The following is an 11722-nucleotide window of genomic DNA, read 5'->3' as shown; positions in this document are numbered from 1 at the left end:
CCGTTACTCTGGGTTGTCCGCGAGGGATCTCGCCGCCCGGACGCAGTGGGCGAGGGCCTGGCGGGCGTACGCCGGGGATGCCCCCGCGAGTCCGCACGCCGGCGTGACCGTGACCGCTTGTGCGAGCAGCCCTGGTCGCAGCCCCAGCCTGCGCCACAGCGTCCTGACACCCATGACGCTACCGGCAGGGTCTGACAACGGGCCGTCCACGCCCGGCACGACACCGGCGAACAGCCGGGTACCCGCTTCGACGGCCTCTCCGATCGCGTCGTCGTCACGTTCCGTGAGGAGTGAGAAGTCGAAGGAGACCGCGGCGGCGCCCGCCCGGCGCAGCAGTGCGAACGGGACGTCGGGGGCGCAGGAGTGCACGACGACCGGACCGCCCGCGTGGACGCCGACGACGTCGCGCAGGGTCTGCTCGACGATCTGCCGGTCCACCGCCCGGTGGGTGCGGTAGCCGCTGGCGGACTTCACCCGGCCGCCGAGGACGGCCGTCAGCGAGGGCTCGTCGAGCTGGAGGACGAGGTGGGCGCCGGGGACCCGGCGGCGTACCTCGTCGAGGTGGAGCCGCAGGCCCTCGGCCAGGGAGGCGGCGAGGTCGCGGCAGGCGCCGGGGTCGGACAGGGCGGCCTCGCCGTTCTTCAGTTCGAGGCCGGCGGCCAGCGTCCAGGGGCCGACGGCCTGCACCTTCAGCGCGCCCTCGTACCCCTGGGTGAACTCCTCCAGCGCGTCGAGGTCCTCGCCCAGCCAGGACCGGGCCCGCTTGGTGTCCCGGCCGGGCCGGTCGCCGATCCGCCATCCGCTGGGCTCCACGCGCGCGTACAGCTCGACGAGCATCCCCGCGGTCCGGCCGATCATGTCGGCGCCGGGTCCGCGCGCGGGCAGCTCGGCGAGATACGGGAAGTCCTCGAAGGACCCGGTGACGGTCTTGGCGGCCTCCCGGGCGTCCCCGCCGGGCATGGACCCGACGCCCGTGGCCGCTCCGAGGCTGAACTGGCTGTCTTCGCTCACCGGATCAGCCTACGGAACCCGCGGGCGACTCCAGCCGCCGGAGCACGCCGTGGCGCCGCGCGACGCACGGACCGGGCCGGCGCGGCACCGGCCGGGGCGGCACCGGCCGGGCTTGGTCACCGGCCGGGCCGCACCGTGAGGTCGTTGACCTCCGCGTCCCTCGGCAGGTCCAGGGCCATCAGGATCGTGGTGGCGACCGACTCGGGGTCGATCCACCGGGCGGCGTCGTACTCCTTGCCCTCCTGCTGGTGCACCTTGGCCTGCATGGGGCTGGCCGTGCGGCCGGGGTACACCGAGGTCACCCGGACGCCGCGCGCGTGCTCCTCGTGGCGCAGGGAGTCGGCGAGCGCCTTCAGGCCGTGCTTGGACGCCGCGTACGCGGACCAGTCGGCGTGCGCGGCCAGGCCGGCCCCCGAGTTCACGAAGACCACGTGGCCGCGGCTCGCCCGCAGCTGGGGCAGGAAGTGGCGGGTGAGTTCGGCGGGCGCGACCAGGTTGACGTTCAGCTGGTGGCGCCAGGACTTCGGGGTCAGCTCGCCCACCGGGCCCAGGTCGACGACGCCCGCGACGTGCAGCAGGGAGTCGACCCGGTCGGGAAGCGTCTGGTGGGAGAAGGCCCAGGACAGCCGGTCCGGGTCGGCGAGGTCGCCGACCAGGGTGCGCGCGCCGGGGAACTCGGCGGCCAGTTCCTTCGCGCGTCCCGCGTCGCGCGCGTGGAGCACGAGGTCGTCCCCGCGCGCGTGCAGGCGGCGGGCGACGGCCGCGCCGATGCCGGAACCGGCCCCGGTGATCACATGAGTAGCCATGCGCGCCATGCTCGCACTACCGGATGCCCCGGCTCTCCTCCAGGTAGGCCAGCGCACCCACCGGCTCCTCCGCGAAGAACACCAGGTCGGCCAGGGGCCGGGGCAGGAAGCCCTCGTCCTCCATGCGGCGGAACTGCTCCTTGAGACCGTCGTAGAAGCCGGCCGTGTTCAACAGCACCACCGGCTTGTCGGTGTGGCCGTGCTTCTTCAGCTCCAGGATCTCCGTCGCCTCGTCGAGGGTGCCGGTCCCGCCCACCATGATCACGACCGCGTCGGCCTTCTCCAGCAGCAGCCTCTTGCGCTCGGCGAGGTCGCGCGCCACGACCATCTCGTCCACCCCGGGCCGCGCCTTGGCGGACAGGAACTCCACGGAGACCCCGGCCAGCCGGCCGCCCGCCTCCTGCACCCCGTCCGCGACCACCTTCATCAGCCCGACGTCGGAGCCGCCCCACACCAGGGTGTGTCCGCCCTTGCCGAGCAGTTTCGCGAACTCCCGCGCGGGGAGGGTGTACCGGTCGTCGAGGTCGGCGGCGGAGAGGAAGACGCAGATTCGCATGGCGCCCACCGTACGCGGGAAGAACCGGGCGCCCGCAAACGCTGTGGCTGAGCATGGTTCAAGGACACACGATCACCATCGAGCAGGGCCGGGTCCGCGTGCGCGTGGTGCACGCCGGACGGGTGCTGGCGGAGAGCGACCGACCCCTGGTGCTGCGCGAGACGGGCTGTCCCGTGCGGTACTACATCCCCGCGCAGGACGTGCGCACGGACCTGCTGACCCCGTCCGACACCCACACCCACTGCCCGTTCAAGGGCACCGCCTCCTACTGGTCGCTGCCGGACGCGCCCGACCTGGTGTGGGCGTATCCCGACCCGAAGCCGGACGTCGCGGCCGTCAAGGACCACCTGTGCTTCTACGACACGGAGGTGCTGGACGTGTCGTAGCGCGATGAGCCGCGCGCCCTGCGGCAGTCTGCACGGGCATGGACGACAAGACTCTTTCCCGCGACGGCACCTCGATCGCCTACGCGCGCACCGGCCGGGGTCCCGCGGTGATCCTGGTGAGCGGCGCCATGTCGACGGGCGGCACCCTCGCCCCGCTGGCGGCCCGGCTGGCGGACGGCTTCGAGGCCGTGGTGTACGACCGCCGGGGCCGCGGCGAGAGCGGCGACACCCGGCCGTACGAGGTGCGCCGCGAGGTGGAGGACCTGGCGGCGCTGGTCGAGGCGGTCGGGGGCGACGCCGCGCTGTTCGGGGTGTCCTCGGGCGGCGCGCTGGTGCTGGAGGCGCTGGCCTCCGGGCTGCCGGTGCGCCGCGCCGCGGTGTACGAGACGCCGTACGCCGACTTCGCCCCGAGCGGCGCCGAGGAGCGCGCCGCGTACCGCCGGAACCTGACCGAGGCGCTGGAGCGGGGGCGGCGCGGGGACGCGGTGGAGCTGTTCCTGCGGTTGACCGGCATGGCGGAGGCGATGATCCAGGGCGCCCGGCAGTCGCCGATGTGGGCGGGCATGGAGTCCGTCGCGCCCAGCCTCGCCCACGACGACCTGGTCATGGGCGACTCGCTGGTGCCCCGGGAGCGGCTGGCGTCGGTCGGCGTGCCGGTGCTGGCGCTGGCCGGCGGGGCGAGTCCGGCGTGGATGCGGGAGGCCGCGCGTGCGGTGGCGGAGGCGCTGCCGCAGGGCACGTACCGGGTGCTGGAGGCGCAGACCCACATGGTGGACCCGGACGCGCTGGGCCCGGTGCTGAGCGAGTTCTTCGCGGTGTGACCGGCCCGGGGCCGCCACCGTGCCGACGGCCCGGCTCCCCCGAGCGGTGCGACCGGCCCGGAGCCGCCACCCTGCCGCGCCGTCCGGGCCGCCCACCGGGGAAGGCGGGCCTGCTCGCGCCTGACGCCGTCGGTCCTGCCCGGCTCGCCGGGAGGGGAGGGCGGTCGGCCGGTCGTCGGCGACGCGCCGTCGTGGCCGCGCTCGGCGGACGGGCGGAGGCCGGCCGAGCGCACGCCCTGCGGCGGCGGTGAACAGGTCGGACGAGCCGCCGACGTCGGCGGCATGGCCACCGAGGTCGGCAACCCGGCCGCCGACGTCACAGTCCTGGTTCCGGTGATCTCCTCCGGCAGCGACCGTGCGCGGACGCCCGGCCCCGGCGCCGAGCGCCGGGGTCTCGCGCAGCGCGGGGCCGTGGTGGCCGTCGGTCACGGGCAGGCCTTGCGGACGCAGCCGCCGCACCCCGCCCCGTCGCCCGAGCAGCTCGCCGCGGGAGCCACCGGGCCGCGGCGGCCGTACGCCCCGCCTCGGCGCAGGTGGTACCAGGCCACGTTGGAGGTCAGCCCGGCCAGCAGCACCCAGACGACTCCCGTCCAGGCGCCGTGGGCGAAGGAGACGGCGGCGGCCGCCGTGGCGAGGAGGCAGGCGGACAGGGCGAGGAGGGCTGGGCGGGGCATGGGCAGCTTCCTGTCGGCTCTGTGACACGTGGGGCGCCCCCGGGCCCCGCGCACGCCGAACGGCCGCTCGTGGCGGGCACGGGCGGAGACGGGCCGTGCCGGTCACGCCGGCGGCGCCGTCGGGCGGGGCCGGAGGGCGCGTGGGCATCACATCACCACGCGCGGCCGGCCGGGTACGGCTGACGGTCCTCGCCGGTGCGGCGAACAGTCCCTTTCCGCGGGACCGTTGGGGCCTCCCCGGAGGAGCCGGGGGGGGGCCGCTCAGGCCGAGGGTACGGCCGTCGCGCGCGTGGTCGACGCGATGGTGGCCGAGCCGACCACGCGCGTGCCGTCGTACAGCACGATCGCCTGGCCGGGGGCGACGCCGCGGACCGGCTCGGTGAAACGCACGCGCAGCTCGCCGTCGACGGCCTCCGCCGTCGCCTCGGTCTCGCCGCCGTGGGCGCGCAGTTGGGCCGTGTAGGTGCCGGGGCCGGTGGGGGCGGCGCCGCACCAGCGGGGCTTGATCGCGGTGAGGGCGCTGACGTCCAGGGCCTCGGCGGGGCCGACCGTCACGGTGTTGTCCACCGGGGAGATGTCGAGGACGTAGCGCGGCTTGCCGTCGGCGGCGGGGGTGCCGATCCGCAGGCCCTTGCGCTGGCCGATGGTGAAGCCGTACGCGCCCTCGTGGGTGCCGAGCCGGTTGCCGGACTCGTCGACGATGTCGCCCTCGGCCTTGCCGAGGCGCCGGGCGAGGAAGCCCTGGGTGTCGCCGTCGGCGATGAAGCAGATGTCGTGCGAGTCGGGCTTCTTGGCGACCGCGAGGCCGCGCCGCTCGGCCTCCGCGCGGATCTCGTCCTTGGTGGTGACGGTGTCGCCGAGCGGGAACAGCGCGTGCGCGAGCTGCTTGTCGTCCAGGACGCCGAGGACGTACGACTGGTCCTTGGCCATGTCGGAGGCGCGGTGCAGCTCGCGGGTGCCGTCCGCGTTCACCACGACCTTCGCGTAGTGCCCGGTGCACACCGCGTCGAAGCCCAGCGCCAGCGCCTTGTCCAGCAGCGCGGCGAACTTGATCTTCTCGTTGCAGCGCAGGCAGGGGTTGGGGGTGCGGCCCGCCTCGTACTCGGCGACGAAGTCCTCCACGACGTCCTCGCGGAAGCGGTCGGCGAGGTCCCAGACGTAGAAGGGGATGCCGATGACGTCGGCGGCGCGGCGCGCGTCGCGGGAGTCCTCGATGGTGCAGCAGCCCCGCGCGCCCGTGCGGAAGGACTGCGGGTTGGCGGAGAGCGCCAGGTGGACACCGGTGACGTCGTGCCCGGCTTCGGCGGCGCGGGCGGCGGCGACGGCGGAGTCGACGCCGCCGGACATGGCGGCGAGGACGCGAAGGGGGCGGGGGCGCTGCGAGGTCTCAGTCATAACCCTTCCAGAGTACGGGGCGGCGGGAACCGCGGGCCGCGCCCTCTCGTTCACGATCACGAGGGGCGAGGAGGGACCGGGCATGGGGGAAGCGGGGCGGCCGGGCAGGCCGGCGAAGGCCGCGGGAGCGGAGCGGGACTCGGACCGGCGGATCGGGCGGCGGGCGCTGCTGGTCGGCGGCGCGGCGGCGGCCGTGGGCACCGCGGCGCTGGCCCGGGACCAGCTGGCGCGGCTGTGGTGGCGGACGCCGGGGGTGCGCAAGCCGCGGGTGGAGGGGGCGGTGGACTTCCCCGGCGCGCGGTGGGTGGCGGCCTCCGAGGCGAACTTCCGCTGGGCGGACCGGCCGGACGACTACGGGATCGACAGGGTCGTCATCCATGTCACCCAGGGCAGCTTCGCGAGCGCGGTGGAGGTGTTCCAGGACCCGGGGCACCGAGCGGCGGCGCACTACATCGTCGGCCGGGAGGGACACGTCACGCAGATGATCCGCGAGCTGGACGTGGCCTACCACGCGGGCAACCGGTCGTACAACGAGCGCAGTGTCGGCATAGAGCACGAGGGGTTCGTGGAGGAGAAGTCGTCGTTCACGGACGCGATGTACGCGGCCTCGGCGCGGCTGACGGCGGGCGTGTGCCGGCGGTACGGGATACCGGTGGACCGGGAGCACGTCATCGGACACGTGGAGGTACCCGGGACCGATCACACGGACCCGGGCGAGCACTGGGACTGGGACCGCTATCTGCGCCTGGTGCGCGAGGCGCACGCCGCCGCGGCCTGACGTCCGGCACGGCGGGCGCGGACGTCGCCCTGTCCGGTCAGCCCGGCGCGACGATGCGGACGGCGCCAGCCCGGCGCGACGATGCGGACGGCATGCCGTCAGGTCAGCCCGGCGGCGCGGGCGCGTTCCACGGCCGGTCCGATCGCCTTGGCGAGCGCCTCGACATCGGCCTCGGTGGAGGTGTGGCCGAGGGAGAAGCGCAGGGTGCCGCGGGCCAGGTCGGGGTCGGTGCCGGTGGCCAGCAGGACGTGGCTGGGCTGGGCGACTCCGGCGGTGCAGGCGGAGCCGGTGGAGCACTCGATGCCCTGGGCGTCCAGCAGCAGGAGCAGGGAGTCGCCCTCGCAGCCGGGGAAGGTGAAGTGGGCGTTGGCGGGCAGACGGCCCTCGGGCGCCGGGTCGCCGCCGAGGATCGCGTCGGGCACGGAGTCCCGGACGGCGGCGACGAGTTGGTCCCGCAGGGCACCGATCTCGGCGGCGAACCAGGCGCGCCGCTCGGCGGCGACCCGCCCGGCGACCGCGAACGAGGCGATGGCGGGGACGTCGAGGGTGCCGGAGCGCACATGGCGTTCCTGGCCGCCGCCGTGCAGCACCGGCACCGGGGTGTGCTCACGGCCGAGGAGCAGCGCGCCGACGCCGTAGGGCCCGCCGATCTTGTGACTGGAGACGGTCATCGCGGCGAGACCGGAGGCGGCGAAGTCGACGGGCACCTGGCCGACGGCCTGGACCGCGTCGGCGTGCAGGGGGACGCCGAACTCGGCTGCGGCGTCGGCGAGTTCATGGACCGGCATGAGGGTGCCGATCTCGTTGTTGGCCCACATCACGGTGGCGAGGGCGACGTCGTCGGGGTTCTGGGCGAGGGCCTCGCGCAGCGCGTCCGGGTGGACCCGCCCGTGGGAGTCGACCGGGAGGTATTCGACCGTGGCGCCCTCGTGCTCGCCGAGCCAGTGGACGGCGTCGAGGACGGCGTGGTGTTCCACGGGGCTCGCGAGGATCCGGGTGCGGGCGGGGTCGGCGTCGCGGCGGGACCAGAATAGGCCCTTGACGGCGAGGTTGTCGGCCTCGGTGCCGCCGGAGGTGTAGACGACCTCGCTGGGGCGGGCGCCGAGGGCTTCCGCGAGGAGTTCGCGGGACTCCTCGACCGTGCGGCGGGCCCGGCGGCCGGATGCGTGCAGGGAGGACGCGTTGCCGGTGATGCTCAGCTGGGCGGTGAGCGCCTCTGCCGCCTCCGGGAGCATCGGGGTGGTCGCGGCGTGGTCGAGGTATGCCATGGTGGGGCCGATTCTACGGGGCCGGGGTCCGGGGCCCGAGGCGAGAGTCGGCCGGGGGCCCGGCCGGGCGCGCCCCGCCGGGTCCCGGGTCGGGACCGGCTCGGCGCGCCCGTCGGCGCCCGTGTGGTCCGTGCGGGTCCGTGGGGGCCCGCGGACGGGCCTACAGGCTCCAGGAGATCGTCGAGTCCACCTGCATGAAGACCAGGAGGACCACCAGGTCCAGGACCCCGAGTGCGAGGCCCAGCCAGGCGCGGCCCCTGCGGCGGGTGCCGCGGATGAGGGCGACGGTGGCCAGGACGATGGCGGTGGGCCCCAGGAAGACGTTGAGGACCAGGAAGCCCACCAGGCCGAGGATGAACGACGCGACGGCCATGCCGTCGGTGTCGCGGATGCCGGTGCGGCTTGTGGCCGGTGCGGTGAGTTGCATGGCGGTCAGCTCCTTCAGCGGCTTTCGGCACCACGGCGGCCGTGGCGCTCGCGGACGGCGAAGATGCCGAGCCAGGCCGCGATCACGGCGGTGGCGACGAGGGTGAAGCCGAGCGGCGCGTGGGCCACGGTGCCCAGGACGACGCCGAGCAGCAGGAGTGCGGCGACGAGGAACAGCATTGGGTGGGATCCCCCTCCGAGGCGCTTCGCGCGCCTCTCGTGAAGTTGGCACCTCTCGTGACGTTTCGGTGAACAGTTGTAGTTACAGTTGTTCACTGACTTCGAGTCTAGCGCGCGCGACGGGTTTCCAATTCCAGAGAACAGTTGTTAACTGGATGACATGAGTCACACCCTGGGCATCCGGCAGGCGCAGAAGCAGAAGACCCGACAGGCGCTCCTGGACGCCGCGTTGGGACTGCTGGAGGAGCAGAGCCTGAGCAGTCTGGGCCTGCGCGAGGTCACCCGGGCCGTCGGGGTCGCCCCGACCGCCTTCTACCGGCACTTCCGCTCCACCGCGGACCTCGGGGTGGCCCTGGTGGAGGAGGCGCTCGGCAGCCTGCACCCGATGATCCGGTCCACGGTCACCGACGCCGACAGCAGCGACGAACGCATCCGCCGGGCCGTCGAACTCATCGCCGGCCATGTGGCCGCGTACCCCGCGCACGTCCGCTTCATCGCCCGGGAGCGGCACGGCGGGGTGCAGCCGGTCCGGGAGGCGATCCGCGAGCAACTGGCGCGGTTCGCCCGGGAGGTGAAGACCGAACTGGCCAAGGACCCCGACGCCCGGGGCTGGCCCGAGGACGACCTGCTGATGCTCTCGCACCTCTACGTGGACCAGATGATCATCACCGCCTCCCTGTTCCTGGAGGCGCAGGAGGGTCGCGACGGCGACCTCGACCAGGTCGCCCGGCTCGCCACCCGGCAGCTCCGCCTCATCACGATCGGCCGCCGCCACTGGCTGGACTGACCGCGGGTCCGGCGCCCCGGTACAGCGCCTCGACGGAGGCCGCCGCCTCGCGCAGCTCCGCCCGCACCTCCGGCGGGTCGATCACCTCCGCCTGGTCGGCGAAGCACAGGAGCTGGCGGGCGGCACGCACGGACGGGTACACCAGGCGCACCGGCACACGGTCCGCCGCGCACTCCGCCGCGGGAACCGCCTCGGGGTCCGGGTCGGGCTGTTCGGCCAGGTGCGGCGCGCTGACGCGCAGGAACAGGTCCAGGCGGTCGCGCCGTACCCCGACCGTCACCGCCACTCCCCCGGGCCGCTCCTCGACCTGCCGGCGCAACACCTCCCACACGTCGGCGAGTTCGACGCCGGAACGGCGCCGGACCGGGTCGTCGAGCACCTCGGCCGAGCGCACCCGGTCGGCCCGGAACAGCCGGGGCCGGCCCCGCCGGTCGGCGACCAGGTACCAGGTCCCGGCCTTGGCGACCAGGCCGTACGGGTCGACGGTGTAGGTGACCGGCTCCCGCTCACCGCTGTGCCGGTAGCGCAGCCGCAGCCGGCGGTCGGCGAACACCGCGTCCTGGAGGGCGGCCAGGTCGACCTCGGGGCGCGGGCCGGGCTGCCAGCGGGTGGGGTCCACCAGGACGCGCCGGCCGGCGGCCTCGGCGGCGGGGCGGTGCGGGGCGGGCAACGCGGCCATCACCTTGCGCAGCGCCGAGCCGAGGGCGGCGTCCAGCCCGAGGGAGGCGTGCGCGCCCTGCGCGGCCACGATGAACAGGGCCCGCGACTCGTCGGCGGTCAGCCCGGTGACGTCCGTACGGAAGCCGTCGAGCAGCGCGATGCCGCCGTGCCGGCCGCGCTCGGCGTAGACGGGAACACCGGAGGACGACAGTGCCTCGACGTCGCGGTAGATGGTCCGCACCGACACCTCCAGCCGGGCGGCGAGTTCCCGCGCCGGGACGCGGCCCCGGGTCTGCAGGAGCAGCAGGATCGACAGCAGGCGGTCGGACTTCACACCCCAAGGCTGCTCCCCCGCAAGCCCGTTGGGCAAATGCTGACGGCGGCTGTCAGGTTAGGGGCCGAACATCGGCGTACCGCACCGGCGAGGCCGAGCAGGACGCTCCGGCCGAGCCGGCGGATGCCCGTGCAGGACACCGAGGAAGAGGTACGCCATGCAGCAGCCCGACCCGCGCCCCGTCTACGCCCGCGCCACCGAGCAGGCCGCCGCCCTGATCCGGACGGTGACACCCGACCGGCTCGGCGACCCCACGCCGTGCTCCGAGTTCGACGTACGGCGGCTGCTGAGCCATGTGGTCGGCGGAACACTGCGGAACGCGGTCGTCGGCGAGGGCGGCGACGGGATGGCCGTCCACCCCTTCGTCGAGGGCGTCGCGGACGACGGCTGGCCGGAGGCGTACGACGAGGCCCGGACCCGCGTGCTCAAGGCGTGGGAGCCCGACGAGCGGATGACGGCGAAGGTGCGGGTGCCGTGGGGCGAGGTGCCCGGCGCCGGCGCCCTCTCGGTGTACGTGATGGAACTCGTCACCCACACCTGGGACCTCAACGAGGCCCTGGGCCGCCCCCGTGAACTGGACCCGGAACTGGCGGAGTTCGCGCTCGCCACCGCCCACCGCGCGCTGCCGGACGCCGAGCGGGGCGAGGAGGTGCCGTTCGGCGACGCGCGCCGGGCGCCCGACGGCGCCGACGCCCACACGCGGCTGGCCGCCTGGCTGGGCCGGGCACCGTTCAGCCGCGCATGATCCGGGCCAGCTGACGGGACTGGGCGACGAGGCGGTCCGCGCTGTCCCAGACCTCCGCGTCCTCCTCCAGGAAGCCGCCGGCGAGGTTGCGCGTGGTGATCGCCACGCGCACCGGACCGGGGGCGGGCCTGGCGCGGACGTGGACGGTGAGCTCCACCGTCGGCACCCAGCCGATGACGCCGAGGTCGAACGCGGTGGGCGGCAGGGCGTCGACCGCGAGCAGCAGGGAGAAGGGGTCCGCGTCGCGGCCGTCGGCGAGGCCGAACCAGGCCCGCATCTCGCCCTTGCCGGACGGCTGTCCGAGCGCCCAGCCGACGGTCGCCGGGTCCAGCTTCAGCATCAGCCGTTCGGCGATGGGCTGCTGGTCCTTGGCCGGCGCCGGACCGTCCTCCGGTCCGAAGCACTGGTCGAGCGGGGGCAGCGCGGGCGGCTTCGCCGTGGTACGGACGTCGTCGGGCAGGTCGCCGAGGTCGCCGTAGGAGGCCAGGACGCGGATGCGTTCCACCTCGCGGCCCTCCTCGTCGTACTGGAGGAGGGAGGCCTGGCCGGTGGACAGGGTGCGGCCGGTGCGGACGGTCTCGGTGCGGACCACGGCCGGGCCGGGGCGGGAGGCGCTGAGGTAGTGCGCCGAGACCGTGAACGGGTCGGCGTGCGGCAGGGCGTCGGCGAGGGCTCGGCCGAGGACGGCCAGCAGGAAGCCGCCGTTGACGGCGCCGAAGATCGTCCAGCCCTGCGGGAGGTCGACGTCGTAGACGCCGGGTGCGCGCGGGGTGGGCGTGGTGTCGCGGTCGAACTCGCTGACGAACTCGCTGACGAACTCGCTGTCGCCGAGTGCGGCGGGGCGGGCGGTGGCTGCTGCTTCGGGCATGGATGAACGGTACAACACTGGATTACT

At 74.7% G+C, this 11722-nt stretch carries 15 protein-coding genes; 5 read left to right on the top strand and 10 right to left on the bottom strand.

Going from position 1 to position 11722, the window contains the following annotated elements; all coding sequences use genetic code 11:
- Positions 1-3: 3 nt before the first annotated feature.
- The 3 genes from ACSLTV_RS23610 to ACSLTV_RS23600 form a co-directional block, all read right to left on the bottom strand.
- Complete coding sequence (locus ACSLTV_RS23610) at positions 4-1011, bottom strand: methionine synthase (protein WP_432157242.1); 1008 nt, start codon at positions 1009-1011, stop codon at positions 4-6.
- 116 nt (positions 1012-1127) lie between these two features.
- The gene (locus ACSLTV_RS23605; RefSeq protein WP_432137861.1) at positions 1128-1826 is read right to left on the bottom strand and encodes an SDR family oxidoreductase; all 699 of its coding nucleotides are present in this window, start codon (positions 1824-1826) and stop codon (positions 1128-1130) included.
- Positions 1827-1833: 7 nt separating this feature from the next.
- Positions 1834-2373, bottom strand: coding sequence for a TIGR00730 family Rossman fold protein (locus tag ACSLTV_RS23600; protein ID WP_432137862.1), 540 nt, complete (start codon positions 2371-2373; stop codon positions 1834-1836).
- A gap of 53 nt (positions 2374-2426) precedes the next feature.
- Between ACSLTV_RS23600 and ACSLTV_RS23595 the strand changes: the two genes are divergently transcribed.
- Positions 2427-2759 carry a DUF427 domain-containing protein gene (locus tag ACSLTV_RS23595; protein ID WP_432137863.1) on the top strand — a complete coding sequence of 111 codons (333 nt, stop codon included), beginning with the start codon at positions 2427-2429 and terminating at the stop codon, positions 2757-2759.
- 38 nt (positions 2760-2797) lie between these two features.
- Positions 2798-3580: an alpha/beta fold hydrolase gene (locus tag ACSLTV_RS23590; RefSeq protein ID WP_435612830.1), complete on the top strand. Its 783-nt coding sequence runs from the start codon at positions 2798-2800 to the stop codon at positions 3578-3580.
- A gap of 425 nt (positions 3581-4005) precedes the next feature.
- Here ACSLTV_RS23590 and ACSLTV_RS23585 read toward each other — a convergent pair whose 3' ends face one another.
- Both ACSLTV_RS23585 and mnmA read right to left on the bottom strand, forming a co-directional pair.
- Positions 4006-4254, bottom strand: a complete 249-nt coding sequence (locus tag ACSLTV_RS23585; protein WP_432137866.1) for a hypothetical protein — start codon at positions 4252-4254, stop codon at positions 4006-4008.
- Positions 4255-4515: 261 nt separating this feature from the next.
- Positions 4516-5649 (bottom strand): tRNA 2-thiouridine(34) synthase MnmA, encoded by a 1134-nt coding sequence (mnmA, locus tag ACSLTV_RS23580; RefSeq protein WP_432137867.1) that lies wholly within the window; start codon positions 5647-5649, stop codon positions 4516-4518.
- Between the two features lie 82 nt (positions 5650-5731).
- On the opposite strand from mnmA, the gene ACSLTV_RS23575 reads away from it, so the two are divergent.
- Positions 5732-6427 (top strand): N-acetylmuramoyl-L-alanine amidase, encoded by a 696-nt coding sequence (locus ACSLTV_RS23575; RefSeq protein ID WP_432137868.1) that lies wholly within the window; start codon positions 5732-5734, stop codon positions 6425-6427.
- Between the two features lie 98 nt (positions 6428-6525).
- On the opposite strand, the gene ACSLTV_RS23570 is transcribed toward ACSLTV_RS23575, so the two are convergent.
- The 3 genes from ACSLTV_RS23570 to ACSLTV_RS23560 form a co-directional block, all read right to left on the bottom strand.
- Positions 6526-7695: a cysteine desulfurase family protein gene (locus ACSLTV_RS23570; RefSeq protein WP_432137869.1), complete on the bottom strand. Its 1170-nt coding sequence runs from the start codon at positions 7693-7695 to the stop codon at positions 6526-6528.
- Between the two features lie 160 nt (positions 7696-7855).
- Positions 7856-8122, bottom strand: coding sequence for a DUF4190 domain-containing protein (locus tag ACSLTV_RS23565; RefSeq protein ID WP_432137870.1), 267 nt, complete (start codon positions 8120-8122; stop codon positions 7856-7858).
- Positions 8123-8136: 14 nt separating this feature from the next.
- A complete protein-coding gene (locus ACSLTV_RS23560) occupies positions 8137-8301 on the bottom strand; it encodes a hypothetical protein (RefSeq protein ID WP_432137871.1) in 165 nt (54 codons plus the stop codon).
- Positions 8302-8461: 160 nt separating this feature from the next.
- Between ACSLTV_RS23560 and ACSLTV_RS23555 the strand changes: the two genes are divergently transcribed.
- Positions 8462-9088, top strand: a complete 627-nt coding sequence (locus ACSLTV_RS23555; RefSeq protein WP_432137872.1) for a TetR family transcriptional regulator — start codon at positions 8462-8464, stop codon at positions 9086-9088.
- On the opposite strand, the gene ACSLTV_RS23550 is transcribed toward ACSLTV_RS23555, so the two are convergent.
- Positions 9057-10082 (bottom strand): helix-turn-helix transcriptional regulator, encoded by a 1026-nt coding sequence (locus ACSLTV_RS23550; RefSeq protein ID WP_435612829.1) that lies wholly within the window; start codon positions 10080-10082, stop codon positions 9057-9059. The genes ACSLTV_RS23555 and ACSLTV_RS23550 overlap by 32 nt on opposite strands.
- Positions 10083-10239: 157 nt before the next feature.
- Between ACSLTV_RS23550 and ACSLTV_RS23545 the strand changes: the two genes are divergently transcribed.
- Complete coding sequence (locus ACSLTV_RS23545) at positions 10240-10827, top strand: TIGR03086 family metal-binding protein (protein WP_435612828.1); 588 nt, start codon at positions 10240-10242, stop codon at positions 10825-10827.
- Here ACSLTV_RS23545 and ACSLTV_RS23540 read toward each other — a convergent pair.
- On the bottom strand, positions 10814-11695 hold the full coding sequence (locus tag ACSLTV_RS23540; protein WP_432137876.1) for a thioesterase family protein: 882 nt from the start codon (positions 11693-11695) through the stop codon (positions 10814-10816). The genes ACSLTV_RS23545 and ACSLTV_RS23540 overlap by 14 nt on opposite strands.
- Positions 11696-11722 lie beyond the last annotated feature (27 nt).

The organism is Streptomyces sp. bgisy159 (genome assembly GCF_965341775.1).
Taxonomy (GTDB): domain Bacteria; phylum Actinomycetota; class Actinomycetes; order Streptomycetales; family Streptomycetaceae; genus Streptomyces.
The sequence above is the reverse complement of the archived record's forward strand: the minus strand, read 5'-3'. Positions and strand labels throughout refer to the sequence as shown.